At 73.2% G+C, this 24,601-nt stretch carries 23 protein-coding genes; 6 read left to right on the forward strand and 17 right to left on the reverse strand.

Going from position 1 to position 24,601, the window contains the following annotated elements; translation table 11 throughout:
• Positions 1-88: 88 nt before the first annotated feature.
• The 10 genes from IE294_RS13245 to IE294_RS13290 all read right to left on the reverse strand — a co-directional run bounded on the left by IE294_RS13245 (position 89) and on the right by IE294_RS13290 (position 11,077).
• The gene (locus IE294_RS13245; RefSeq protein ID WP_189885576.1) at positions 89-1,543 is read right to left on the reverse strand and encodes a purine-cytosine permease family protein; all 1,455 of its coding nucleotides are present in this window, start codon (positions 1,541-1,543) and stop codon (positions 89-91) included.
• A 72-nt stretch (positions 1,544-1,615) separates the two neighbouring features.
• Positions 1,616-2,602, reverse strand: a complete 987-nt coding sequence (locus IE294_RS13250; RefSeq protein ID WP_189885578.1) for an N-acetylglucosamine kinase — start codon at positions 2,600-2,602, stop codon at positions 1,616-1,618.
• Entirely contained in the window at positions 2,593-3,858 is a 1,266-nt protein-coding gene (locus IE294_RS13255; RefSeq protein WP_189885579.1) for a 6-phospho-beta-glucosidase, read from the reverse strand. Before IE294_RS13255 ends, IE294_RS13250 begins: the two co-directional genes overlap by 10 nt.
• 7 nt (positions 3,859-3,865) lie before the next feature.
• On the reverse strand, positions 3,866-4,759 hold the full coding sequence (locus IE294_RS13260; RefSeq protein ID WP_189885582.1) for a carbohydrate ABC transporter permease: 894 nt from the start codon (positions 4,757-4,759) through the stop codon (positions 3,866-3,868).
• A gap of 2 nt (positions 4,760-4,761) precedes the next feature.
• Positions 4,762-5,703, reverse strand: coding sequence for a carbohydrate ABC transporter permease (locus IE294_RS13265; RefSeq protein ID WP_189885584.1), 942 nt, complete (start codon positions 5,701-5,703; stop codon positions 4,762-4,764).
• Positions 5,703-7,046, reverse strand: coding sequence for an ABC transporter substrate-binding protein (locus IE294_RS13270; protein ID WP_189885586.1), 1,344 nt, complete (start codon positions 7,044-7,046; stop codon positions 5,703-5,705). The genes IE294_RS13265 and IE294_RS13270 overlap by 1 nt, the downstream gene beginning before the upstream one ends.
• A 42-nt stretch (positions 7,047-7,088) precedes the next feature.
• The gene (locus tag IE294_RS13275) at positions 7,089-8,300 is read right to left on the reverse strand and encodes an ROK family transcriptional regulator (RefSeq protein WP_189885587.1); all 1,212 of its coding nucleotides are present in this window, start codon (positions 8,298-8,300) and stop codon (positions 7,089-7,091) included.
• Between the two features lie 218 nt (positions 8,301-8,518).
• A complete protein-coding gene (locus IE294_RS13280; RefSeq protein WP_189885589.1) occupies positions 8,519-9,034 on the reverse strand; it encodes a hypothetical protein in 516 nt (171 codons plus the stop codon).
• A 414-nt stretch (positions 9,035-9,448) separates the two neighbouring features.
• Positions 9,449-9,880, reverse strand: a complete 432-nt coding sequence (locus IE294_RS13285; RefSeq protein WP_189885591.1) for a hypothetical protein — start codon at positions 9,878-9,880, stop codon at positions 9,449-9,451.
• Between the two features lie 84 nt (positions 9,881-9,964).
• Positions 9,965-11,077, reverse strand: a complete 1,113-nt coding sequence (locus IE294_RS13290; RefSeq protein WP_189885593.1) for a mechanosensitive ion channel family protein — start codon at positions 11,075-11,077, stop codon at positions 9,965-9,967.
• 317 nt (positions 11,078-11,394) lie between these two features.
• On the opposite strand from IE294_RS13290, the gene IE294_RS13295 reads away from it, so the two are divergent.
• On the forward strand, positions 11,395-11,931 hold the full coding sequence (locus IE294_RS13295; protein WP_014672759.1) for an HNH endonuclease: 537 nt from the start codon (positions 11,395-11,397) through the stop codon (positions 11,929-11,931).
• A gap of 126 nt (positions 11,932-12,057) precedes the next feature.
• Here the strand turns inward: IE294_RS13295 and IE294_RS13300 are convergent, their stop codons facing one another.
• From IE294_RS13300 to IE294_RS13320, 5 genes are all read right to left on the reverse strand, one after another.
• Positions 12,058-12,660, reverse strand: coding sequence for a hypothetical protein (locus tag IE294_RS13300; RefSeq protein WP_189885595.1), 603 nt, complete (start codon positions 12,658-12,660; stop codon positions 12,058-12,060).
• Positions 12,661-12,691: 31 nt separating this feature from the next.
• Positions 12,692-14,038: a hypothetical protein gene (locus tag IE294_RS13305; protein WP_189885597.1), complete on the reverse strand. Its 1,347-nt coding sequence runs from the start codon at positions 14,036-14,038 to the stop codon at positions 12,692-12,694.
• Complete coding sequence (locus IE294_RS13310; protein ID WP_189885599.1) at positions 14,035-14,808, reverse strand: ABC transporter ATP-binding protein; 774 nt, start codon at positions 14,806-14,808, stop codon at positions 14,035-14,037. Before IE294_RS13310 ends, IE294_RS13305 begins: the two co-directional genes overlap by 4 nt.
• 211 nt (positions 14,809-15,019) lie before the next feature.
• Positions 15,020-16,081: a zf-HC2 domain-containing protein gene (locus IE294_RS13315; protein ID WP_189885601.1), complete on the reverse strand. Its 1,062-nt coding sequence runs from the start codon at positions 16,079-16,081 to the stop codon at positions 15,020-15,022.
• Entirely contained in the window at positions 16,078-16,686 is a 609-nt protein-coding gene (locus tag IE294_RS13320) for an RNA polymerase sigma factor (protein WP_189885715.1), read from the reverse strand. Before IE294_RS13320 ends, IE294_RS13315 begins: the two co-directional genes overlap by 4 nt.
• Positions 16,687-16,852: 166 nt before the next feature.
• Here IE294_RS13320 and IE294_RS13325 point away from each other — a divergent pair, with 166 nt between their 5' ends.
• The 3 genes from IE294_RS13325 to IE294_RS13335 all read left to right on the forward strand — a co-directional run bounded on the left by IE294_RS13325 (position 16,853) and on the right by IE294_RS13335 (position 19,507).
• Positions 16,853-17,098 carry a hypothetical protein gene (locus IE294_RS13325; RefSeq protein WP_014672753.1) on the forward strand — a complete coding sequence of 82 codons (246 nt, stop codon included), beginning with the start codon at positions 16,853-16,855 and terminating at the stop codon, positions 17,096-17,098.
• Positions 17,099-19,171, forward strand: a complete 2,073-nt coding sequence (gene malQ, locus IE294_RS13330) for a 4-alpha-glucanotransferase (protein ID WP_189885603.1) — start codon at positions 17,099-17,101, stop codon at positions 19,169-19,171.
• A 66-nt stretch (positions 19,172-19,237) separates the two neighbouring features.
• Positions 19,238-19,507: a hypothetical protein gene (locus IE294_RS13335; RefSeq protein ID WP_189885605.1), complete on the forward strand. Its 270-nt coding sequence runs from the start codon at positions 19,238-19,240 to the stop codon at positions 19,505-19,507.
• A gap of 112 nt (positions 19,508-19,619) precedes the next feature.
• On the opposite strand, the gene IE294_RS13340 is transcribed toward IE294_RS13335, so the two are convergent.
• On the reverse strand, positions 19,620-20,120 hold the full coding sequence (locus IE294_RS13340; protein WP_189885607.1) for a MarR family winged helix-turn-helix transcriptional regulator: 501 nt from the start codon (positions 20,118-20,120) through the stop codon (positions 19,620-19,622).
• Positions 20,121-20,243: 123 nt separating this feature from the next.
• On the opposite strand from IE294_RS13340, the gene IE294_RS13345 reads away from it, so the two are divergent.
• Positions 20,244-21,200 (forward strand): EamA family transporter, encoded by a 957-nt coding sequence (locus IE294_RS13345; RefSeq protein ID WP_189885609.1) that lies wholly within the window; start codon positions 20,244-20,246, stop codon positions 21,198-21,200.
• 196 nt (positions 21,201-21,396) lie between these two features.
• Positions 21,397-21,666, forward strand: a complete 270-nt coding sequence (locus tag IE294_RS13350) for a hypothetical protein (protein ID WP_229917149.1) — start codon at positions 21,397-21,399, stop codon at positions 21,664-21,666.
• 270 nt (positions 21,667-21,936) lie between these two features.
• Here IE294_RS13350 and pepN read toward each other — a convergent pair whose 3' ends face one another.
• Positions 21,937-24,513, reverse strand: coding sequence for an aminopeptidase N (pepN, locus tag IE294_RS13355; RefSeq protein ID WP_189885611.1), 2,577 nt, complete (start codon positions 24,511-24,513; stop codon positions 21,937-21,939).
• Positions 24,514-24,601 lie beyond the last annotated feature (88 nt).

Below are 24,601 nucleotides of genomic sequence, written 5' to 3' on the forward strand. Positions count from 1 at the left end.
CGTACCGGCTCACGCACTACCTCCCGTGCTGGAACACGCCGGTGACGGGGGATCGGTTCCCCGGGCGACGGGCCGGCCGGGGACGGCCTCACGGCTCGCGGTGCTCGTGGGCGGCCTGTTCCAGGGCCGCCGCCTCCGCCTCCGCCAGCCGGGTCTCCGCCGCCACGTCGATCGAGCGGGTCAGCCACCAGTACAGGAGCGCGCTGACCGGCAGGCCGACGAAGAGGGAGATGTCGGCGCCGCCCAACGCCCTCGCGGCGGGGCCGAGGAACAGGGTGCCGACGGAGAAGAACGGGACCATGGCGGCGAAACCGACGAGGTAGGCGATGATGCCGTGCCGGCCCCAGCGGCCGTAGATGCCGTGCGGGTTGAAGATCTCGGCGATGGCGTAGTGCCCGCGGCGCACCACGTAGTAGTCCATGAGGTTCACCGCGGTCCACGGGATGAACAGGTAGAGCACCAGGAGCAGGAAGTTCTCGAAGTTCGCCAGGAAGTTCGACGTCGCGGCCAGCGCGCCGGCCAGGGAGAGCGCCGCGGTGAGGCCGAGGGTGACCAGCCGTACGGCGAGCGTCGGCCGGACCCGCTTGAACGAGTCGATGGCGCTGATGAGCGTGAGGGACCCGCCGTACATGTTCAGCGCGGTCACCGAGACCAGGCCGAGGGCCGAGAACAGCAGCACGACGGCGCCGAACCCGGTGAACACCTTGTCCCCCGCGGCGTCGATCGCCGGGATCGTCTGGAAGGTCCCCGGGCCCGCCCAGGCCGCCAGCAGCGCCCCGAGCACCATCAGCCAGATGCCGCCCAGCGCGGAGCCGAAGTAGGTCCAGTAGAAGGTCTTGCGGACGGTCACGTCCGGAGGCAGGTAACGGGAGTAGTCGGAGACGTAGATGGCCCAGCTGATCTGGTAGCCCGCGACCACGCCGAACTGCGCGAGGAACGGCGTCCACCGGAAGCCGCCGAGGTCGAAGGAGCCCGCCGGGTAGTGCAGGGTGACCAGGACGCCCACGGTGAAGACCCCGAAGATCACCAGGAAGGTGTACGTCAGGATCCGCTCGGCCTTGTGGATGATGTCGTAGCCCACCAGCGCGATGACGAGCGCGACGGCGGTCACCACGACGACCCACAGCTTGACGCCGCCGTGCAGCGTGGTGTGCAGGGAGCCGGCGGCGAGGATGCTGTTGAAGACGTTGAACCCGGCGTACTGCACATAGGCGAACAGCCACACCAGCAGCGCGCCGACGTAGCCGAACTGGGGCCGGGACTGGATCATCTGCGGCAGCCCGAGCTGGGGGCCCTGGGCGGAGTGGAAGGCCATGAAGAAGGTGCCGATGACGGTGCCGGAGACGATGGCCAGCAGTGACCAGACGAGGTTGCCGCCCTGGGTGATGCTGACCAGCCCGACCGCCAGGGTGGCGATCTGCGCGTTGGACATGAACCACAGCGGGCCCAGGTGCCAGAGCTTGCCGTGCCGCTCGTCCAGCGGGACGTAGTCGATGGACCGGACTTCGAGACCGGACACTCTTGGCTCGGCCGATGCGCTCATGATGCCTCCCGAGGCCGGGTCCGCACCTCTGGTCACATTGTTGCCCCGCTCCGCCCCCGGGACGACTCAGGATCAGCCCCCCTCCCAGTGGCCCCGCGCCCGCTCCTGCGCCCCCGCGTCCGCCCCCAGCCGGTCCAGGCCCAGCAGGACCGCTCCCAGCACCGGGCTCGCCGTCACCACGCGGACGTCGGCCTTGGGGGCGCGGTCCGCCAGGAGGGTGCGGACGGTGTCGTTCAGCTGCGGGTGGCCGGCGGTGAGGACGCTGCCGCCGAGGAGGACCGGGGTCTCCTCGTCCAGCAGGTCCAGGCGGGTCAGCGCGACCGTGGCCATCACCGTGACCTCCTCCGCGAGCCGGGTGACGATCGCGTGGGCCACCGGGTCGCCGTCCGCCGCCGTGGCGAACAGGACCGGGGTCAGCTCGTGCCGGCGGTCGTGGTCCAGGTGCTCCAGGTGCAGCGCCTCTATGAGGGCGTACATGGTCGGCAGGCCGAAGTGCGCGGGCAGGGTGCGGGCCAGGGAGGTCGGTCCGCCGCGCCCGTCCTCCGCGCGGGCCGCGTGCCACAGGGCCTCCTCCGCCAGGCCCCAGCCGCCGCCCCAGTCGCCGGAGATACGGCCGATGGCCGGGAAGCGGGCGGTACGGCCGTCGGGCCGCATGCCCACGCAGTTGATGCCCGCGCCGCACACCACCGCCACCCCGCGCGGCTCGGCGACGCCCGCGCGCAGGATCGCGAAGGTGTCGTTGCGGACCTCCACCGACGTGCCCCACGCGCGCGTGTGCAGCGCGGTCGCCAACTGCTCCTCCTCCACCGGCAGATCGGCGTTGGCCAGACAGGCCGCGACATGGCCGACGGAGCTGACCCCGGCGTCCGCGAACGCCCGGGCCACCGGTTCCGCCAGCGCGTCCAGCGCCGCGCCCACGCCCACCACGGGCGGCCGGAAACCGCCGCCGCGAGCCGTGGCCAGCACCTCCCCGGCGGCGTTGACCACGGCCACGTCGGTCTTGCTGTTGCCCGCGTCGATGGCGAGGACCGTCAGGGGGTCAGGTGCGGTCAGGCCCACGCGAGGTGCTCCCGGTTGTGTGCGATCAGCTGGTCGGTGAGGGCGTCGGCGTACGCGTACTGGCCGATCAGGGGATGTGCCAGCAGCGCGCGGAAGACGCGGTCCCGGCCGCCGCGCAGGGCGGCCTCCAGGGCCAGGTCCTCATAGGCCGTCACGTTCGCGATCAGGCCCGAGAAGAGCGGGTCCAGGCCGGGGACCGGGAGCGGGACCGGGCCGGCCGGGCCGACCGCCGCCTGCACCTCGATCACCGCGTCGTCCGGGAGGAAGGGCAGCGTTCCCCTGTTGAGCGTGTTCACCACCTGGTAGGGGCTGCCCCCGCCGCCCAGCAGGGCCGCCGCCAGGTCCACGGCCGCCTCCGAGTAGAACGCCCCGCCGCGCTTGGCCAGCAGGGCCGGCTTCTCGTCCAGGGCCGGGTCGCCGTACATCGCCAGGAGTTCGCGCTCCATCGCCGCCACCTCGGCCGCCCGCGAGGGCTTCGTGCGCAGTTCCCGGACGACCTCGTCGTGCGCGTAGTAGTAGCGCAGGTAGTAGGAGGGGACGACGCCGAGGCGGTCCAGCAGGGGGCGGGGGAGGCGGACGTCGTCCGCGATGGCCTCGCCGTGCTCGGCCAGGAGCTTCGGCAGGACGTTCTCGCCCTCCGGTCCGCCCAGACGCACACCGGTTTCCCACGTGAGGTGGTTCAGGCCCACATGGGCCAGGTGCACATCCGTCGGGGCCGCGCCGAGCAGGGCCGCGAACTTCCGCTGGAAGCCGATCGCCACGTTGCACAGGCCGACCGCCCGGTGCCCGGCCTGGAGCAGGGCGCGGGTGACGATGCCGACCGGGTTGGTGAAGTCGATGATCCACGCGCGCGGGTTGCTCCGGCGGACCCGTTCGGCGATGTCCAGGACCACCGGGACCGTGCGCAGGGCCTTCGCCAGGCCGCCCGCGCCGGTGGTCTCCTGGCCGATGCAGCCGCACTCCAGTGGCCAGGTCTCGTCCTGCTGCCGGGCCGCCTGGCCGCCGACGCGCAGTTGGAGCAGGACGGCGTCGGCGCCGTCGATTCCCGCGTCCAGGTCGGACGTCGTGACGATCCGGCCGCCGTGGCCCTGCTTGGCGAAGATCCGCCGGGCCAGCCCGCCGACCAGCTCGAGCCGGTCCTCGGCCGGGTCGACCAGGACCAGTTCCTCGACGGGCAGGGTGTCCCTGAGGCGCGCGAAGCCGTCGACGAGTTCCGGTGTGTAGGTCGAGCCGCCGCCGACCACGGTGAGTTTCATAGCCAGTTCAACCCTTTACTCCGGTGAGGGTGACGCCCTCGACGAACGCCTTCTGGGCGAAGAAGAACACGAGGATCACGGGGGCCATGACCAGCACGGTGGCGGCCATGGTGAGGTTCCAGTCGGTGTGGTGGGCGCCCTTGAAGGACTCCAGGCCGTAGGAGAGCGTCCAGGCGCCGGGGTTCTCGGACGCGTAGATCTGCGGCCCGAAGTAGTCGTTCCAGGCGTAGAAGAACTGGAAGAGGGCGACGGCGGCGATGCCCGGCTTCGCCATGGGCAGCACCACCCGCAGCAGGGTGCGCAGGTCGCCGCAGCCGTCCACCTTCGCCGCGTCCAGGTACTCGTTCGGGATCGTCATCAGGAACTGGCGCAGCAGGAAGATGGAGAACGCGTCCCCGAACGCCATCGGGACGATCAGCGGCCACAGCGTGCCCGACAGGTCCAGCTGTTTCGCCCAGAAGAGGTACATCGGGATGACGACCACCTGCGGGGGCAGCATCATCATCGAGATCACCAGCATGAGCGACAGGTTGCGCCCCCGGAAGCGGAACTTGGCGAGCGCGTACGCCACCGGGATCGAGGACACCACGGTCAGCACGGTGCCGAGACCGGCGTACAGCAGCGTGTTCTTCCACCAGGTGAGGAAGCCGGGCGTGTCGAAGACCTTGTGGTAGTTGCCCCACTCCCAGGTGTGCGGGACCAGGTCCCGGCTGAGGGCCTGGCTGTCGCTCATCAGCGAGGTCAGGAACACGAACACGAACGGCAGCGTGAAGAACAGCGCGGCGGCGACGCCGAGCGAGTGGACCGCGACCCACTCCAGCACCGCCCGGCGCCGGGCGGTGCGCTCGGCGCCGGTGACGAGCGGCGCCGGCTTGACCGGCTGCTCCAGTACTTGCGTCATGGTCAGTCACCTGCCTGGATCAGGCCGCCCCGGCGCCGCATCAGCAGCGCGGTGAACGCCATCGACAGGGCGAACAGCACCAGCGCCACCACACACGCCGAGCCGTAGTCGAAGCGCTGGAAGCCGAGGTTGTAGACGAGCTGGGGGAGGGTGAGCGTGGACTTGTCGGGGTAGCCGGGCTCGAACTGGGTCCCGGCGCCCTGGATCACGCCGGAGGCGACCTTCCCGGCCACCAGTGGCTGGGTGTAGTACTGCATGGTCTGGATCACGCCGGTGACGACGGCGAACATCACGATCGGGGAGATGTTCGGCAGGGTCACGTACCGGAATCGCTGCCAGGCCGAGGTGCCGTCCAGCTCCGCCGCCTCGTACTGCTCCGTCGGTACGTCGAGCAGCGCGGCCATGAAGATCACCATCAGGTCGCCGACGCCCCACAGGGCCAGCAGGGTCAGCGCCGGCTTGGACCAGGCGGGGTCGTTGAACCAGCCCGGCGCCGGCAGCCCGGCCTTCTCCAGGAGCGAGTTCACCGGGCCGGTACCGGGGTTGAGCAGGAACGCGAAGGCCATGGTGGCCGCGACCGGCGGGGCGAGGTACGGCAGGTAGAACAGGGTGCGGAAGACGCCCGTACCGGTCTTGATCTTGGTGATGAGCAGTCCGACGCCCAGCCCGAAGACCACCCGCAGGCTCACCATGATCACGACCAGCCAGAGCGTGTTGCGCAGGGCGGGCCAGAACAGCGGATAGTGCTCGAAGACGTACGTCCAGTTCTTCCCGCCGCTCCACGTCGGCGGCCGGAAGCCGTCGTAGTGCATGAAGGAGAAGTAGACCGTGGAGATCAGCGGGTAGGCGAAGAAGACCGCGAAGCCGATGAGCCACGGGGACATGAAGGCGAGCGTGCGCAGGGCCGAGCGCCGGCGTTTCGACGCGAGGGTCACGGCGCTCATCACTGGGCCTGCGCGATGTCCGTGTCGATCTGCGCGGCCGTCTTCTTCAGCCCGGCCTTGAGATCTTTGACCTTGCCGCTCTCGTAGTCGTAGCCGAACTGCTGGATCGTCACCAGGTACACACCGCCGTTGATCGAGGCGGGAGTCGTGGTGGAGTCCGGGTTGGCGGCGATGTCCAGGAAGGTCTTGAACCGCGGGTCGTACTTCAGCTTCGGCGACTTCAGCGCGGCCAGCGTGGAGGGCACGTTGTGGATGCCGTTGGCGAAGCCGACCACCGCGTCCGTGTCCGTGGTCATGTACTTCACCAGTTCCCAGGCCGCGTTCTGCTTGTGGCTGGTGGCGGCGATGCCCGCGATGGTGCCGGTGATGTAGCCCTTGCCGTACTGCTCGGCCCGGTCGTCCGGGACCGGCAGCGGAGCGACCCCGATCTCGAAGTCCGGCTTCGCCTCCTCGGCCATCCCGAGCCGCCACTCGCCGTCGAGCTGCATGGCGACCTGGCCGGTGTGGAAGGGGTGCTTGGGGCCCCATTCGTCGCCCAGCGTGGCGCGGAACCTCTCCAGCTTCTGGAATCCGCCGAGTTCGTCCACGAGCTTCTTCTGGAGCGTGAAGCCCTGGGCGAAGGCCGGGTCCTTGGCGACGTTCGACTTGCCGTTCTTGTCGAAGTACGTCGGCGAGAACTGGCCGAGGTAGTGCTCGGTGGTGGACTCCCAGCCGTGGTAGTTCGGCATGAACCCGAGCTGCTTGTACCCGCTGCCCTGGGGGATCGTCAGCTTCTTGGCGTCGGCCTCGAACTCGGACCAGGTCTTCGGCGGATGCGCGATGCCCGCCTTCTCGAACGCCGTCTTGTTGTAGTAGAGCCCGTACGCGTCACCGAGCAGCGGCACCGTGCAGCGGTTGCCGTCGAACCGGGTGTACTCGTTCATCGGCTTCGGGAACGTCTTCTCCGGGTCGATCCCGGACTTCTCGAAGAACGGGTTCAGATCCACCAGCGCGCCCGAGGAGCAGAACTTGCCCACGTTGTTGGTGGTGAAGGACGAGATCACGTCCGGGGCCTTCTCGCCGCCGGCCCGCAGCGCCTGGTTGATCTTGTCGTCGGTCATGTTGCCGACGACGTTCACGTGGATGTTGGGGTGCGCGCGCTCGAAGCCGGCGACCAGCGACTTGACGGCCTTCACCTCGTTCGGCGCGCTCCAGGCGTGCCAGAAGTTGATCGTCGTGTCCTTCGAGGGATCGTCCGTGGCACCGGAGTCGGACTGGCCGGTACACGCGGCGGTGAGGAGCACGGCGGAGGCAGTCAGGGCAAACGCCGCTTTTCGGGCGACTTCGGGTATGGCTGTGGGCATGGCGAGGTCTCCCAGGGGGACGGGTCGGGAAAGAGGGGGCGCTCAGCGCGAGGTGTCGAAGACCTCGTCGCGGGTGGCGGCGAGCGCGGACTCCAGCGCGCCGCGCAGCACGGGATGTTCGTGGACGTCGCCGACGACCAGCCGGGGCCGGGCCGCGGCCAGCTCCTCCAGCTCGGCCTGGACGAGGGCGCGCAGCACCTCGCCGCCGGCCGTCAGGGCGGAGCCGCTGAGGACGACGAGTTCGGGATCGAGGACGGAGACGAGCGAGGCGAGACCGGTGGCCAGCCGGGTGGCGTAGGTCCGCAGCAGCTCCCGGTGCGGGCCGCCCGCGTGGTCGGCGGCGCGGGCGACGAGCGTGGTGGCGGCTTCGGTGTACGGCCCCGGGGGCACGTCCTCGACACCGAGTTCCCGGGCCAGCTTCGGCAGGGCCTGGGAGCCGGCCAGCTCCTGGTAGCCGCCGCTGTTGGCCTTGGTGACCTGCCGGACCAGCGGGGTGCCCGGTACCGGCAGGAAGCCGACCTCGCCGGCGCCGCCGGTCCAGCCGCGGTGCAGCCGGCCGCCGAGGACCAGGGCGGCGCCGAGGCCCTCCTGGTTCCACAGCAGCACGAAGTCCGCGTGGCCGCGGGCCGCGCCGAGCCGCTGCTCGGCGATGGCGACGAGGTTGACGTCGTTCTCGTACTCGACCGGCATCGGCAGGGCCGCCGCGAGGTCGTCGAGCAGCGCGGGGGAGTGCCAGCCCGGCAGGTGGGAGGCGTAGCGCAGCCGCCCGGTGTTGGGGTCGAAGGCGCCGGGCGTGCCGATGACCAGCCGGTGCACGTCGGACCGGGCGAGCCCGGCGGCCTTGACGGCGCCGTCGAGGGCGTCGGTGACCTGCCGGACGACGGGGTGCGCCGGGCGCCGGCCGGGGGTGGGCAGCTCGTACTCGCCGACCGTGCGGCCGGTGATGTCGGCGACGGCGGCCCGGATGCGGTGCGGGGTGACGTCGAGCCCGGCGGCGTACGCGGCCGTGGGGTTGACCGCGTAGAGCTGGGCGTTGGGGCCCGGCCGGCCCTCGCTGGTGCCGGTGACCCGGACCAGTCCGGCCGCCTCCAGGCGGGCCAGCAGCTGGGAGGCGGTGGGCTTGGACAGGCCGGTGAGCTTGCCGATCCGGGTGCGCGACAGCGGCCCGTGCTCCAGCAGCAGGTCCAGGGCGGCGCGGTCGTTCATGGCGCGCAGGACGCGCGGGGTGCCCGGCGTACCGGCGGTTCCTGCCATGGGGTGCGACACCTGCCTTTCCAGCCGCCCAGCTTTTCAGTGACCTGGGCATGACGTCCAGTCTTGATCAACGGCCGCCCGGGAGATCACTGTTAGGAAACTTTCCTATTGGGGTGGGAGGAACGTAAGCCGAGGACGAAGGGGGCGTCAATAGACAACGCCCCCGAGGCAACAGAGTCGTTACCTCGGGGGCGTTGCGGTACGGGGAGTGCCCGGCGTTACTTCACGGTCACGTGGTCGCCGGCGGACGTCTTCGCGCCCGTGGTGGCCGTACCGGCGAAGACGAAGCGGTAGGTGCCGCTCCTGCCCGCGTAGACACCGGCGGCCTTCCAGGTGCCGGCGTCGGTGGCCTCGTACAGCTCCTGGTCCGGAACGGCGACGATCGTCTCGGTGCAGCTCTCGGTGACGGTCGTGTCCGTCGTGGCCTTGGTGGTGCAGACGGGCGCCTTGCGCGGGCCCAGTTCGTTGTCGGGCGACTTCAGCGTGCCGCGGTACAGCAGCACGCCCTGCACCGTCTTCTCCTGGTCGATGACCAGGTCCTTCGGCCGGGTCAGGGTGTACGACACCGGCACGTTCACCGCCTTGGCGGTGCCGACCACGATCGGCTTGCCCTTGTTCACGGTCACACCGGCGAACGTCAGGTCCGGCGTGCCGGCCGCCGACGCGGCGGGCGCGGCCAGGCCGGCCAGGGCCAGGGCACCGGACAGGGCGGTGCCGATGGCGAGCTTGCGCATGTTTCCCCACATTCGACACGGGCCCCCGGGCGGCGTCGCGCTCCAGAGCAAGGGCCCGTCGTGGGGGCGACCCTAGACGATCACGGGATGCGGAGGGAACGTGGGGTTCCTGTGAAGACGATCTGCGTGCGGGCGAGGGTCAAGGGTGCGTCACGAGTGCGTCATGGATGTGGTTCTCGCTGGTCACGGGGCCTACGTTCGGGCGACGAACGGACGCGGGGGAGGGGGCGCGGTGGGGATGGTCGACCGGAGGCTGCTCCGGAGGCTGTGGCCGGTCACGGTGTCCGGCTTCGCACCCTTGCTGGCGGCGGTGGGCCTGAGCGACGTCGTGGACGGGGATCCGTCCCGGTCGCTCGCCGAAGACCTCGCCGTCACCCTGCTCGTCTGGGCCGTCTTCAGCCTGCTCGCCGCCCTCTACGTGTACGTGGCCCTGCTCCGCCGGGCGCGCGGCACCGGCATCCCGGTCACCGTGGACGCCCTCCGGGCCACGCAGGAGCGGGCGTTCCCGGCGGGGGAGGCGGAGCGGCTGCGGGCGGGGACCACCGCGTCCGAGCCGGCGTACGACGTGACGGGCGAGGCGGGGGCGTGGGACTTCCGGTGGCGCCCGTTCCGCGGCCGGCGCGCCGTCACCGGCTCCCTGACGGTGGACCGGTCGTCGGGTGCGGCCCGGGTCCTGCTGCGCGCGGACCAGGGGCTGACGGGCATGCCGGGCCGGCGCGGGGCGAGCGCGTTCGTGGCGCTGTGCCAGGTGACGAGGCTGGGGGAGACCGTCTCGTACGCCGCCAGGAGCGGGACGGGGTCCATCCGGGCCATGAGGTCCGGCTCCCCGGGGTGGTCGGTATGCATGGCCGGAACGATGGGGCACCCCCTGTGCGCCGCACGCCGGAACGCCCCGTCCGTTCACTCGAACGTGTGTGCCGAACCGTTCCGTTACTTCCCCGAGGGTGCCGACCGCTGCGGGACTATCGGGGTGGCCGCCGCCGACTGCGGGGAGTCCGCGTTGGAGTACACCGACGGGGCCGCGACCGCGGCCGTCGGGTCGGGGGCGTCCTCCTGGTCCTCGACGGCCGTCGCACCGCCCACGATGCGGATGCTCGCCGCGTCGAACGCCCGCTTGATCCGCCAGCGCAGCTCCCGCTCCACCGTGACCGACTTGCCCGGCATCGTCTTGGCCGAGACCCGGACCACCATGGAGTCGATCAGCACGGAGTCCAGCCCGAGCACCTCGATCGGGCTCCACAGCAGCTCGTTCCAGGGCTCTTCCTTGCCCATCTTCTCGGCGACCTCGACCAGCGTGGCCTTCACCCGGTCCAGGTCCTCGCCCGCCCGCACGGTCACGTCGACCCCGGCCGTCGCCCAGCCCTGGGACAGGTTGCCGATCCGCTTGACCTCGCCGTTGCGGACGTACCAGATCTCCCCGTTGTCGCCGCGCAGCTTGGTCACGCGCAGCCCGACCTCGATCACCTCGCCGGTCGCCACACCCGCGTCGATCACGTCCCCGACGCCGTACTGGTCCTCCAGGATCATGAACACGCCGGACAGGAAGTCCGTGACCAGGTTGCGTGCGCCGAAACCGATCGCCACGCCCGCGACACCGGCCGACGCCAGCAGCGGCGCCAGGTTGATCTTGAAGGTGCCCAGCACCATCAGCGCGGCCGTGCCGAGGATCAGGAAGCTCGCCACCGACCGCAGCACCGAACCGATCGCCGCCGCCCGCTGCCGCCGCCGCTCGGCGTTCACCAGCAGCCCGCCCAGCGCACTGCCGTCCACCGCCTGCACGGTGCGGTTCATCCGCTCGATCAGCTTGGTGATCGCCCGCCGCACCACCGCCCGCAGCGCCACCGCCACGACCAGGATCAGCAGGATCTGAAGACCCATCGCGAGCCACGTCGACCAGTTCTGCTCGACCCAGCTCGCCGCGTTCGTCGCACTCTCCTGGGCGTCCTGGAGCGTCGGCACGGCCGGGGCCGACGATCCCGACGGCGACGGCGAAGGAGACGGCGATGCGCCGGCGGCCAGGACGGCGGCGGGCAGGGACGACACGGCAGGTACCTCCCAGGTGCTGCGCGGTCCGTACCGGCGGGCGGTCAAGGTCACGAAAAGGACACCGGACGGACAGGACCACCACACTAACGGGGCATTGTGTATGCCCCGCGCCGATCCGCACAGGAGGCGTGCAGGAGAGACGCGGCTCACGCGGGCTTGAACAGGCCATGATCCGGGGGATGAATGAGGGTGTGGTCGAAAACACTCCCAGCCCGTTACCGGGACATGGTGGCGCGTTCACCAGGCATGAGGAGAGACTGACCTCAGATCGTCCCGGCGCGAGCCACGCGCCGCCGACGCCCAAGGAGGCACCCGTGCCGCATGTCCTGGTCCTCAACGCGTCGTACGAGCCGCTCGGCGTCGTACCGCTCCGCCGCGCGCTCGTCCTCGTCCTGGAGAACAAGGCAGTCTCCCTGGAGGAATCCGGCGCCTATATGCACAGCGCGACCGTCACCCTCCCCGCACCCAGCGTGGTCCGGCTCAAGCGATTCGTCCGGGTCCCCTACCGAGGGCCCGTTCCTCTGACCCGCCGTGCGCTGTTCGCGCGCGACGGGGGCCGGTGCATGTACTGCGGTGGCGTCGCAACCAGCGTCGACCACGTCATCCCGCGCAGTCGCGGGGGCAAGCACGTCTGGGACAACGTGGTGGCGTCCTGCCGCCGCTGCAACCACGTCAAGGCCGACCGCCACCTCGTGGAACTGGGCTGGCGGCTGCGGCACAAACCGGCTCCGCCGACGGGGCTGGCCTGGCGGATCATCGGCACGGGGCATCGTGACCCGCGCTGGTTGCCGTACTTGCAGCCGTACGGCGCGGACGACGCCCTGGCCCGGATCGACGGCATCTCCGCCTAGTCGGTCCGGGCCGGTGTGTCCGCGCCTATCAGAAGGGGCAGCGGTGGTTCGTCGGCGGCCGTGGGCGCGTGGGGCGCCTCCGCGCGGTTCCCCGCGCCCCGTCAGGCCGGCTCCGCGGCCCGGAGTTCAGACCCGCGGCCCGTCCGGGCGGGCACCGCGCGCCGCGTACAGGGCCGCGCCCACCGCGAACGCGGCCAGGGCCACCGCCCAGGCGCCCGGCTGGGCGCCCGGCTGCATCGGCCAGGCCCACACCGTGCCCGCGCGGCCACGGGCGGCGGACGAGCCCAGGTAGACGGCGGACACGTAGGCGAACGCGGGGAGCCAGCTCAGGCGGGCGCCCAGGAGGACGGCCGCTGTCGCGGTGACGCCCGTGCAGCCCAGGGTGTTGCGGATGACGGCGGGCGGGCCGAAGGTGTCCGCGTGGCCGAGCACGGCCGGGACGACCAGCAGGGCCGCCAGTGCGGTCAGGGCCGTCAGCTGGGCCAGCCGGCGCGGCCACCAGGGGCGTACGGCCGTGCGGTCCAGTTCGTCCGAGGCGCTGTACAGGCTCGCGCCGATCACCGCCGACGCCAGCAGCGGCGCCAGCGCGACGATCGGTACCCGGCGGTCGGGATCGAGGTAGGCGTCCAGCCGGCCGGCCGCCCACAGGGCGAAGGCGGCGGTGCCGAGGAGCGCGGCCAGCGTGGCGGGCAGCGCCCGGGAGCGGGCGTACAGCAGGGGTCCGGTCACAGGGCCGGCACCTCCTTGGAGTCGAGTCCGGTCACAGGGCCGGCACCCCCTCGGCGTCACAGTCGGCGCGGGCCGCGAAGTAGGCCGACAGCCACTCCCGGCGGGTCCGCTCGTCCATGCCGGCCAGCCTCGCCCGGGCGGCGCGGCGCTCGCGCAGGTCGGCGCGCCGGGCCGTGTCGCCCCGGGCGTCGTCCTCGTCGATCGCCTTCCGCGCCGAGGTCGGCGCGAGGTAGTACTCCACCGCGTCGTCCGCCCTGAGCGCCCCCCGGGCCGTCCGGGTCTGCCCGGGACAGTCGTAGCCCTCCAGAGCGGCGACGGCCTCCCACGCGAACTGCTCCGGATCGGTCAGCCGCCCCCGTACGGCCGACCAGCCCAGCGGGGTGATGCCCGGCAGCCGGGCCTCGTCGGCGCGCGGGGCGCCGCCGTGGTCCGCCCACCGCACCGGCAGGTTCCGCACGCCGTGCAGCTTCTCCGTGACCCCCGACAGCGCGTCGCTGACCTGCGGGAGCATCCCGGCGTACCGGGCGTTGACGCACACCGCCGGCGTGGTGGAGGTGTCGCACACCTGACGGCGGGCGATCGGATCGGCGTGCCACAGGCCGTTCCCGGTCTGCGCGAGCAGCGTGCCCGCGGCCAGCGCGGCGGCCAGCGGCAGCACGGCCGTCACCCGGCGCCGGGCCGCGTACGCCAGCGCGGCGGCGACCGCCAGCCCGCCCGTCCACACCGCCATGGCCCACGGCTGCCACCACACGGGCAGCCCGCCGGCGAAGGGCGGGACGGTCGGACTCAGGACCCGGCCGGGGGCCGAGAGGTCGGACGTCACGATCCCCAGGCCCACATAGCCGGCCATCGCGAGCAGCGGCGCCGCGAGCCGCGTCGGCACCGCCCGGCCCACCACGTGCCCGGTCAGCGCGCCCGCCGCCATGGCGACCGTGTCCCCGGGCAGCAGCGCCAGGTGGGGACGGTCGCCCTGGGCGTAGGGCCAGGTGGCGAGGTGGGCCAGGGCCACGGCCAGCAGGTAGCCCGCGGCCACCCAGACCGTCACGGGCAGCGCCGCGGCCAGCAGACGGGCCAGCGGCGGCCGTACGGTCGTCCCCCACAGCTCCTCGGTACGGCGCCGGCGCTCCCGGCCGCCCTGCCAGCAGCCCGCCGCCGCGGCCAGCGGAAGGGTGACCAGCATCGCCGAGTGCACCTGGCCGGCGGTCTCCGACCACCCGCCCTGCCACCGGTCCGCCTTCGCCCAGAGCGTCACGCCGAGCGTCAGCAGTACGGCGGCCCCCGCCCAGGGGGCGAAACCCCGCACCCACTCGGCGCGCAGCGGGTGCGGCGCACGCGGGGCCGCCTTGGGCCCGGTGACGTGTTCGGTGACGAGGGTCATCGCACCGCCTCCCGCGCACCCGGCGCGCGGTGCGCCCGCAGCGCCGCCGTGTACCCGCGCTCGATCGGATGGTCGCCCGGTCCGTCCGACGCCTCGCCGAGCCGGGTGAGCGCCTCGGGCGTGCCCCGGTACGCGATCCGGCCCGCGTCCAGCAGGGTGACCTCGGTGCAGGCCGCGGCCACGTCCTCCACCAGGTGGGTGGAGACCACCACCGTCGCCGAGGCGCCCAGCGCGCGCAGCAGTTCGCGGAACTCCACCCGCTGCTCCGGGTCCAGACCGGCGGTCGGCTCGTCCAGCAGCAGCACGGCGGGGTCGTTGACGACGGCCTGCGCGATGCCGACCCGGCGGACCATGCCGCCGGACAGCGTCCGGACCTTGGCGTCGATGCGGTCCGCGAGGCCGACCCGGGCCACCGCCCGCTCCACGGCCGCCGGCACGTCCGCCGCCGGCATCTCCTTCAGCCAGGCCACGTACGCCACGAACTCCCGCACGGTGAAGCCCGGGTAGTAGCCGAACTCCTGCGGCAGATAGCCCAGCCGGCGCCGCACCCCGGCCAGCCCGCGGTGCCCGGCCGTGTCCGCACCGAGCAGTTCCACCCGGCCGGCGTCCGGCCGCGCCACCGTGGCCAGCACCCGGATCAGCGAGGTCTTCCCGGCTCCGTTCGGCCCGAGCAGCCCGTGCACACCCGTGCCGAGCTCCAGGTCGAGCGAATCGAGGGCGAGCGTCTTGCGGTGCCGGACCCGCAGGCCGGTCACACGTATGGAACTCATCGTCTCTCCAGGGGAGGGCACGGGGACCCGTCGGCGGGTCCCGGGGTGCGGTCGGGGGCGCGCGTGGGCGCGGCATCGGCCACGGGCGTCAGGGGTGGGTCGGGGTGTGGCGGGTGGCCGCGCGGGCCACGGTCGTCAGGGGACCGGGGTGGCGGCCCTGGTCGGCGCGGCTGCGGTGCGGGGCTCGCCGGGGGAAGCGGTGAGGGTGCCGTCACGGGCGCAGCGGGCGGTCGTACGCCGGACGCCGCGCCGTCAGCAGGGTCGCGCTCAGGACGGCCGCCGCCGCCCACGCGCTCTGCGCGGCGACGCCGTCCAGGCAGCGGGAGAGCTGCTCGGCCAGCCGCAGGGCCGTCGCGCCGCCCGGCGCGACGGCCACCGGTGCCAGGACGGCGCACAGCCAGCCGCCGCCCGTCACCCCGGCCGCCGCCCGGCACCCGACGAAGGAGGCCAGGGCCAGCGAGGCCAGCGCCAGTGCCAGCCCGGGCAGCAGCCAGGCCGCTGCGGCGGGGGCGCCGGAGGCGGGCAGCAGCAGCCCGGTGAGGGTCAGCAGCGGCAGGCTCAGCGCGAGCACGGCGACCGTCCGGGTGAGCGCGAGCCGCAGCCCGCCGCCCGGTGTGGCCGCGGTGACCTCGTGCAAGGGGTCCGCGTGCGGGCCGTAGGACAGGGCGACCCCGGCGACGGGCACCACGGGAGCGATGGCCAGCAGCAGCGCGCGTGCCCCCGGGAACCCGGCTCCGTACGACAGGGCCAGCGCGGCCACGGCCACGCCCAGCACGGCCGGCAGCCAGGCCCCGCGCACGGCGGGCCCTGCGGCCCACAGCAGCCGGGCGAGCCGCGACACCACGGGCCGCCCACCGACCCCACCGGCCGACGCCCGCACCGGCACGGCCGCCCCCGCCGCGGGTGTCCTGGCTGCGTGGCCGAGGGCGCGTTCGGTCGTTCCGGCCGCCCCCGCCGCAGGCGTCATCGCCGCCCGGCCGAGCACCGGTACCTCCGACACGGCCGCGCCCGGCGCCGACTCCGGTGCCGCCGCCCCGCCGGGGACCGCTCCGGCCGCGCCCGGCGCCGACTCCAGCACCGCGGCCCGTACCGCCGCCAGTACCGTCCCCGCCGCCGTGCCGCCTACCGCGGCCGACACCCGGGACGCGCACCTCGCGCAGTCCTCCACGTGTTTCTCCAGGGACCAGGCGTCCGGGTCCGACAGGGTGCCCTCGGCGTAGCGGGTCGCCTGGTCGTCGGGGACGTGCCACTGGTGGCGGTCGCGGTGGGTCATGCCGTGCCTCCCAACGGGGACGGGTTCAGCTGGGCCAGCGCTTCGCGCAGTTCCGCGCGGGCACGGCGGGCCCGGGACTTGACCGTGCCCTCCGGGATGCCGAGCAGCCGGGCCGCCTCGCGGGTGCTCAGCCCGTCGACGACCGTCGCCCGCAGCACCTCCCGCAGCTCGGGGGAGATCCGGTCGAGCGCGGTGCCCACATCGCCGTACTCCAGACCCGCCAGCACCCGGTCCTCGGCGGACGGCGCGGCGGCGGACCCGTAACCCCCGGCGGACTCCGGCTCCGGCAGCGGTTCCGCGACCCGCGCGGCCCGCTCCTGCACCCGCCGCGCGTCGACCAGCCGACGCGCGGCGATCGTCCACAGCCAGCCGCCCGCCTCCTGCCCGCGGTGCCCGGCCGCCGACCGCCACACGGTGACGAACGTGTCCTGGAGCACCTCCCGCACCAACTCGGGGTCGGCGCACCGGCGCGTCAGCCGCGCGTGCAGCCACCCGGCGTGCCGGTCGTACAGGGCGGCCATCGCCGAGGCGTCCCCCTGCGCGACGGCCCGCAACAGGGCCGCGTCCCCGCCGCTCCCGTCGTCCTTCTCCCGCTGGCCCCCCATGGGGCGGAACAGTCTCACACCCCTTCTATCGGTCACCGGACCGGCGCCGGATCACCCGGATCACCCCCGGCACCGGGTTCTGCCGCGCGTGGCGGCGGGCTCACGGGGTAGGCCTGCCGTGACCCGTCCGAAGCCGCAGCATCCGCGCACCGACAAGGAGGCCCCCGTGGCCGCACCGGCCCGACTCACGATCCCGGCCCAGCTCAAACCCGTGGCGGAGCCGTCCGCCGAGACCGGTACGACGCCGCTGTGCGTCTTCAGCGCGGAGAGCGCCTGCGCGCAGGCACCGCTGACCAGCGAGCCGCCGCTGCCCGACGCCGAGCCCCTGACCAGCGAGCCCCCGCTCGCCGAGGCCGCCCCGCTGACCAGCGAGTCCGACCCGGTCCCGGACTCCTTCGCGCCGGGGCTGTAGATGGCCGCGGCGCCCGACGAGCACCCCACCGAGGACCTCGCCCGGCTCGCCGGGCTGCACGGGGTCGCCACGTCCTACCGCCCCGCCCCGGACCGTACCGTCCAGGTCCCCGCCTCCGCCGTGACCGCCGCCCTCGCCGCCCTCGGCGTCGACGCGGCCGGCCCGGACGCCGTGCGCGCCGCCCTCGCCGCCCGGGAGCGCGAGCTGCGCGAGCGCCTGCTGCCGCCGACGGTGGTCCAGTGGGCCGGCGCGGAACCGCCCGCCGCCCTCACCGCGCTGCCCGCCGGCACCCGGCTGCGCGTCGAGACCGAGGACGGGGCGGAACGGGACGGCGCCGGGGATCTTCCGCTCGGCGTCCACCGGCTGACCGCCACCGCGCCCGACGGACGGACCGGTGAGGCGTGTCTCGTCGTCGCCCCGGACCGGCTGCCCGCCCCGCCCGGCCGCTCCTACGGCCTGCTCGTCCAGCTCTACTCCCTGCTCTCCCGCCGCTCCTGGGGCATGGGCGACCTCACCGACCTCGCCGAGCTGGCCGGCTGGGCCGGACGCACCGCCGGTGCCGGGTTCGTCCAGGTGAACCCGCTGCACGCGGCCGTACCGGGCGCCCCCACCGACCCCTCCCCGTACCGCCCCTCCTCCCGCCGCTTCCCCGACCCCGTCCACCTGCGGATCGAGGACGTCCCCGAGTACGCGTACGTCGAGGACCGCGAGCGGCTGGGCGGGCTGCTGGAGCGGGCCGGGCGGCTGCGCGCCGCCGTCCTGGACAAGGGCGCCCTCATCGACCGGGACGCGGTGTGGGAGCTGAAGCGGGAGGCGCTGGAGCTGGTCGCGCGGGTCCCCCTCGGGCCCGGCCGCCAGGCCGCCTACGACGCCTTCCGCGCGGCCCACGGCCGGGCCCTGGACGACCACGCCACCTGGTGCGCCCTCGCCGAGGTCCACGGCTCCGACTGGCACCGCTGGCCGGACGGGCTGGACGACCCCCGCTCGGCCGCCACCGCCCGGGCGCGGGGGGAGCTCGCCGAGCGGGTGGAGTTCCACACCCGTCTCGCCTGGCTCACCGACGGCCAGCTCCGCGCCGCCCAGCGCGCCGCCCGTGAGGCCGGCATGCCGGTCGGGATCGTGCACGACCTGGCCGTCGGGGTGCACCCGGCGGGCGCCGACGCCTGGGCCCAGCAGGACGTGTTCGCCGCCGGGATGTCCGTCGGCGCCCCGCCGGACGCCTTCAACGCGCGCGGCCAGGACTGGGGTCTGCCGCCCTGGCGCCCCGACCGGCTCGCCGCGACCGGCCACGCCCCCTACCGCGATCTCCTGCGCGCCCTGTTCCGCTACGCCGGCGCCCTGCGCATCGACCACGTCATGGGCCTGTTCCGGCTCTGGTGGGTCCCCCAGGGCAGCCCGCCCACCGACGGCACCTACGTCCGCTACGACGCCGACGCCATGCTCGCGATCCTGGCCCTGGAGGCGACCCGCGCGGGTGCCGTCGTGATCGGCGAGGACCTCGGCACCGTCGAGCCCGGCGTGCGCGAGACGCTCCAGCGGCGCGGGGTGCTCGGCACCTCCGTGCTCTGGTTCGAACGGGACTGGGAGGGCGACGGCCGCCCGCTGCCGCCCGAGCGCTGGCGCGCCGACTGCCTGGCCACCGCCACCACCCACGACCTGCCGCCCAGCGCCGCCCGGCTCACCGGCGACCACGTCGAACTGCGCGACCGCCTCGGCCTGCTGACCCGTTCGGCCGCCGAGGAACGCGCGGAGGCCGCCGCCGACACCGCGGAGTGGCTCGCCCTGCTCGGCAGCCTCGGTCTGCTGGACAGCCCGGCGGCCGGACCACCCGGCTCCGACGAGGAGGAGGAGATCCGCGCCGTCCACCGCTTCCTGCTGCGCACCCCCGCCCGGCTGGTCGGGGTCTGGCTCCCGGACGGCATCGGCGACCGCCGCCCGCAGAACCTGCCGGGCACCTGGGACGAGTACCCGAACTGGAGGCTGCCGGTCGCCGACGCCGACGGCCGCCCGGTGCCGCTGGAGGAACTCGTCGCCTCACCCCGGCTGAAGGCCCTGCTGGAGGTGGTGCGCTGAGCGCCCCCGCCCCCGTACGGGCACCCCGGCCGCGCGGCCCCGGCGGCGGTTCGCTAACTTGATTCCGTGGACAAGAAGAACGCCCTGCGCGCCGGCGCCCTGGCCGCCGGTACGACGCTGATGATGCTGCTCATGTCGTCCCCCGCGCTCGCGCTGACCCGCGACGACGGCGACGACCCCGGCAAGGGCCTGAGCGTCATCCAGACGCTGGGCCTCTACGTCTTCGCCCCGGTGGTGCTGTTCCTGGTCATCGCCGGTCTGGTGATGGCCCTCGACAAGTCCCGGTCCAAGAAGGACACCACGTCGTCCAACATCGACGCCCGGGCCAAGGCCTGAGCGACCGTCGGTCCGTTCGCCGGGGGCGCCGTTCCTCCCGCCGGTACGCGTGCACGCCGTACCCGGCAGGGACCGGCGCCCCCGGCGTTTTCGTGAGCGTCCCCCGGCGGCCCTAGTCGGCCGTCGCGTCCAGCAGCTTTCGCAGCAGGCCGGCCAGGTGGCCGGCCTCTTCGGCGTCCAGGGCGGACAGGGCGGCGCTCTCCTGGGCCAGTCCGGCGCCCACCGCCTCGTCGATCAGCCGCAGCCCCTCCTCGGTGAGGGTGACCCGCAGGCCGCGCCGGTCGTGCGGGTCGGGGGAGCGGCGCAGCAGTCCCGCGCCCTCCAGCTTGTCGAGCCGGCCGGTCATCCCGCCGGTGGTGAGCATGAGCGTGGCCGACAGCTCGCGGGGCGAGAGGGTGTACGGCTCGCCGGACCGGCGCAGGGTGGCCAGGACGTCGAACTCGCCGCGGGAGATGCCGTAGGGCTTGTACGCCCTCTCCATCCGGTCGCCCATCGTGCGCGAGAGCCGGAAGATCCGGCCGAAGACCTCCATGGCCCGGGTGTCCAGGTCGGGCCGCACGCGCGCCCACTGCTCGATGATCGCGTCGACGGTGTCCTCGGACTGTGGCTGCATGCGCAGAGTATCGGCCGCATTCCGCTCGCCCGCAAGAAAGCCACTTGACGCTAAGTAGCTTGAAGCTAAGCTACTTAGCAGTGAGCAGCCACCAGGCGCCCCCGCCCTCGGAAGGGGCCTCCCATGCCGACCCGTCCCCTCACCCCGGTCATCGCCGTCACCGCTCTCGCCCCCGTCTCCTGGGGCACCACCTACGCGGTCACCACCGAGTTCCTGCCGCCGGACCGCCCCCTGTTCACGGCCCTGGCGCGGGCCCTGCCCGCCGGGCTGCTGCTGCTCGCGCTCACCCGGGTGCTGCCGCGCGGTGCCTGGTGGGCCAAGGCGGCCGTCCTCGGGGCACTGAACATCGGCGCGTTCTTCCCGCTGCTGTTCGTCGCGGCGTACCGGCTGCCCGGCGGGATGGCCGCGGTCGTCGGCTCGGCCGGACCGCTGTTCGTCGTCGGGCTCTCGGCCCTGCTCCTCGGTCGGCGACCGGCCCCGCGCACGCTGCTCACCGGGCTGGTGGCCGCGCTCGGCGTCAGCCTCGTCGTGCTGAAGGGGGCCGGCGCGCTCGACCCCGTCGGCGCCCTCGCGGCCCTCGCGTCCACCGCCGCCATGGCCGCCGGCACCGTGCTGACCAAGCGCTGGGGGCGCCCGGACGGGGTCGGTCCGCTCGCGCTCACCGGCTGGCAGCTCACCGCGGGCGGCCTGCTCATCGCCCCGGTCGCCCTCCTGGCCGAGGGCGCCCCGCCCGCCCTCGACGCCCGTGCCGCCGGCGGCTACCTCTACCTCGCCCTGGCCAACACGGCCGTCGCCTACTGGCTCTGGTTCCGCGGCATCGGCCGGCTTCCCGCCACCCAGGCCGCCTTCCTCGGCCCCCTCTCCCCGCTGACCGCGGCGGTCGTCGGCTGGGCGGCCCTCGGCCAGACGCTCACCCCGGTACAGCTCGCGGGCATGGCGCTGGTGTTCGGGGCGACGGCGGCGGGGCAGTCCGGAGACGGGCGAGGACCGTCCACCGGACGGAATCGGCGGCGGCCGGGCGGTCACGGTCCGTCGCCGTCCGAGATGCTGACTGACCGCGGGCCGGTTAGCGTGAAGTAAAAGGGCCGCGATCAGGGGTGTGCCCGCCGCAGGCGGCGAGTGCCCTGGATCACCGGGGCCGGCAGCCGTTGTGGCCAGGGCTGCTGCTCGTCCCCAGCGGCAACACCTATGACCGCGCCGTGCCACGTTCGTACCGCGGCCGCGGCCATCGCCCCCGGACCGGAAACCCCGCGAGGGCGTGGAAGGAAGGTAGCCCATGACAGCACGTAGCGTGAGGCGTCTCTTCGCGGTATCCGCCGCCGGCGTCCTCCTGGCGGGTGGTGCCGCGATCGGTACGGCGGGTACGGCCTCGGCGGCCACCCCGCACCAGGTCACGACCAACCGCGGCTGCTTCGACCGCGGCTTCGGCTTCGGGAACAACTGCTTCGGCAACGGCTTCCGCAACGGCTTCCGCAACGACTTCTTCGGCTCGGGCTTCGTCCCCGGCTTCGGCGGCGGGGGCGTCGTGGTGGTCGTCGTCAACTGACAGTTCGATCACACCCCCGAACCGCTGAACCCCCCCCGATGCCGGACGGGCCCCCTCCCGTCCGGCATCGGCATGCCGCGCACCACCGAACAGGTCACTCCGGCGAGAACTCGTATCGCACCTCGTAGAGATGACCCGGGAACGCGCGCGGAGACCCGGTCCACGCTCAAGCGGGACGGCGACCTCTTCCGGCGCGGGCACTTCACCGGCCCCCACGATGCGTAGGGGCGCCCGGTGTGGCACCGGGCGCCCCCATCGTCGTACCGGCGGTTACTCGGCGGAGCCCGCCGTGTCCGCCGCCTGGGCCTTCAAGGCCCGTTCGATGCCCGCGCGGGACTCCGAGACCAGGCGGCGCAGGGCCGCGGTCGGCTCGGCCGAGGCCAGCCAGGCGTCCGTCTTGGCCAGGGTCTCCTCGGAGACCTGGACGGACGGGTAGAGACCGATCGCGATCTGCTGGGCGATCTCGTGCGAACGGGCGTCCCAGATGCCCTTGACGACCTCGAAGTACTTGTCCGTGTACGGCGCGAGCAGCTCCCGCTGGTCGGTCTGCACGAAGCCGCCGATCACGGCCTCCTGCACCGCGTTCGGCAGCTTGTCGGAGTCGATGACCGAGGACCATGCCTCCGCCTTCGCCTCCGGCGTCGGGCGGGCCGCGCGGGCGGTGGCCGCGTGCCGCTCGCCGGCCGCCGTCTTGTCCCGCTCGTACTCGCCCGCGATCTCCGCCTCGTCGAACCGGCCGACGGCCGCGAGCCGCTGGACGAACGCCCAGCGCAGCTCGGTGTCCACGGCCAGGCCCTCGACGGTCTGCGTGCCGTCGAGCAGGGCCTCCAGCAGGTCCAGCTGCTCCGGGGTGCGCGCGGTCGCCGCGAAGGCGCGCGCCCAGGCCAGCTGGTGGTCGCTGCCCGGCTCGGCCGCGCGCAGATGGGCCAGCGTGGCGTCGGTCCAGCGGGTCAGCAGGGCCTCGCGGGCGGCCGGGGCGGCGTACAGGTCGATGGCCAGCTTGACCTGGCGGTGCAGGGACTGCACCACGCCGATGTCGGACTCCTTGCCGATGCCCGACAGCACCAGGGAGAGGTAGTCGCGGGTGGCCAGCTCGGCGTCCCGCGTCATGTCCCAGGCCGACGCCCAGCACAGGGCGCGCGGCAGGGACGCCTCGAAGTCGCCGAGGCGCTCGGTGACGGCCTTCAGGGACTCCTCGTCCAGGCGGACCTTCGCGTACGACAGGTCGTCGTCGTTGAGCAGGATCACCGTCGGGCGGCGCTTGCCCGTCAGCTGCGGTACGGCCGTCAGCTCACCGTCGACGTCCAGCTCGATCCGCTCGGTGCGCACCAGCTTGCCGGCGTCGGAGAGGTCGTAGAGGCCGATCGCGATGCGGTGCGGGCGCAGGGTGGGCTCGCCCTTGGCGCCGGCCGGGAGCGCCGGGGCCTCCTGGCGGACGGCGAAGGAGGTGATCACGCCCTCGGCGTCGGTCTCCACCTCCGGGCGCAGGATGTTGATCCCGGCCGTCTCCAGCCACTTCTTCGACCAGGTCTTCAGATCGCGGCCGGAGGTCTCCTCCAGGGCGCCCAGCAGGTCGGACAGGCGCGTGTTGCCGAACGCGTGCGCCTTGAAGTACGCCTGCACGCCCTTGAAGAACTCGTCCTCGCCGACGTAGGCGACGAGCTGCTTCAGGACGGAGGCGCCCTTGGCGTACGTGATGCCGTCGAAGTTGACGAGGACGTCGTCCAGGTCGCGGATGTCCGCCATGATCGGGTGCGTGGACGGCAGCTGGTCCTGCCGGTACGCCCAGGTCTTCATCGAGTTCGCGAACGTGGTCCACGAGTGCGGCCAGCGCGAGCCGGGGGCCGCGGCCTGGCAGGCGATGGAGGTGTAGGTGGCGAACGACTCGTTCAGCCACAGGTCGTTCCACCACTCCATGGTGACCAGGTCGCCGAACCACATGTGGGCCAGCTCGTGCAGGATGGTCTCCGCGCGGACCTCGTACGCCGCGTCGGTCACCTTGGACCGGAAGACGTACTGGTCGCGGATGGTCACCGCGCCGGCGTTCTCCATGGCGCCCGCGTTGAACTCGGGCACGAAGAGCTGGTCGTACTTCTTGAACGGGTACGCGTAGTCGAACTTCTCCTGGAACCAGTCGAAGCCCTGCCGCGTGACCTCGAAGATCGCGTCGGAGTCCAGGAACTCGGCGAGCGAGGGCCGGCAGTAGATGCCGAGCGGCACGGACTGCCCGTCCTTCTCGTACACGCTGTGCACGGAGTGGTACGGGCCGACGATCAGCGCGGTGATGTACGTCGAGATCCGCGGGGTCGGCTCGAAGACCCAGACGTTGTCCTTCGGCTCCGGGGCCGGCGAGTTGGAAATGACCGTCCAGCCCTCGGGCGCCTTCACGGTGAACTGGAAGGTGGCCTTCAGGTCCGGCTGCTCGAAGGAGGCGAAGACGCGGCGGGCGTCCGGGACCTCGAACTGGGTGTACAGGTACGCCTGGTCGTCGACCGGGTCGACGAACCTGTGCAGGCCCTCGCCGGTGTTGGTGTAGGCGCAGTCCGCGACGACCCGCAGGACGTTGGGCCCCTCCAGCAGGCCGGGCAGGGCGATCCGCGAGTCCTTGAAGACCTCGGCGGCGTCCAGGTGGTCACCGTTGAGGACCACCTCGTGGACGGCCGGGGCCACCAGGTCGATGAAGGACTCGGTGCCGCCGCGGGCCACGTCGAAGCGCACCGTGGTCACGGACCGGTAGGTACCGCCCTCCTGCGCGCCGGAGAGGTCGAGATCGATCTCGTACGAGTCAACGGTGAGCAGCTCGGCCCGCTGCTGCGCCTCTTCGCGAGTCAGGTTTGTGCCAGGCACGCGGTCATCTCCTCGTTATGTGTCGGTTGCGTCATCCTTCCATGGGATCGAGGGGGAACGCGATGTCCGTATCCCGCCGGTCGGCGCG

Source organism: Streptomyces canarius (assembly GCF_014650735.1).
GTDB lineage: Bacteria > Actinomycetota > Actinomycetes > Streptomycetales > Streptomycetaceae > Streptomyces > Streptomyces olivaceoviridis.

Coding starts and splice junctions, on each gene's coding strand:
- IE294_RS13245 (WP_189885576.1), bottom strand. CDS start 1,543: ATGAGCGCATCGGCCGAGCCAAGAGTGTCCGGTCTCGAAGTCCGGTCC.
- IE294_RS13255 (WP_189885579.1), bottom strand. CDS start 3,858: ATGAAACTCACCGTGGTCGGCGGCGGCTCGACCTACACACCGGAACTC.
- IE294_RS13260 (WP_189885582.1), bottom strand. CDS start 4,759: ATGACGCAAGTACTGGAGCAGCCGGTCAAGCCGGCGCCGCTCGTCACC.
- IE294_RS13265 (WP_189885584.1), bottom strand. CDS start 5,703: ATGAGCGCCGTGACCCTCGCGTCGAAACGCCGGCGCTCGGCCCTGCGC.
- IE294_RS13270 (WP_189885586.1), bottom strand. CDS start 7,046: ATGCCCACAGCCATACCCGAAGTCGCCCGAAAAGCGGCGTTTGCCCTG.
- IE294_RS13275 (WP_189885587.1), bottom strand. CDS start 8,300: ATGGCAGGAACCGCCGGTACGCCGGGCACCCCGCGCGTCCTGCGCGCC.
- IE294_RS13280 (WP_189885589.1), bottom strand. CDS start 9,034: ATGCGCAAGCTCGCCATCGGCACCGCCCTGTCCGGTGCCCTGGCCCTG.
- IE294_RS13285 (WP_189885591.1), bottom strand. CDS start 9,880: ATGCATACCGACCACCCCGGGGAGCCGGACCTCATGGCCCGGATGGAC.
- IE294_RS13305 (WP_189885597.1), bottom strand. CDS start 14,038: ATGACCCTCGTCACCGAACACGTCACCGGGCCCAAGGCGGCCCCGCGT.
- IE294_RS13310 (WP_189885599.1), bottom strand. CDS start 14,808: ATGAGTTCCATACGTGTGACCGGCCTGCGGGTCCGGCACCGCAAGACG.
- IE294_RS13315 (WP_189885601.1), bottom strand. CDS start 16,081: ATGACCCACCGCGACCGCCACCAGTGGCACGTCCCCGACGACCAGGCG.
- IE294_RS13320 (WP_189885715.1), bottom strand. CDS start 16,686: ATGGGGGGCCAGCGGGAGAAGGACGACGGGAGCGGCGGGGACGCGGCC.
- malQ (WP_189885603.1), top strand. CDS start 17,099: ATGGCCGCGGCGCCCGACGAGCACCCCACCGAGGACCTCGCCCGGCTC.
- IE294_RS13340 (WP_189885607.1), bottom strand. CDS start 20,120: ATGCAGCCACAGTCCGAGGACACCGTCGACGCGATCATCGAGCAGTGG.
- IE294_RS13345 (WP_189885609.1), top strand. CDS start 20,244: ATGCCGACCCGTCCCCTCACCCCGGTCATCGCCGTCACCGCTCTCGCC.
- IE294_RS13350 (WP_229917149.1), top strand. CDS start 21,397: ATGACAGCACGTAGCGTGAGGCGTCTCTTCGCGGTATCCGCCGCCGGC.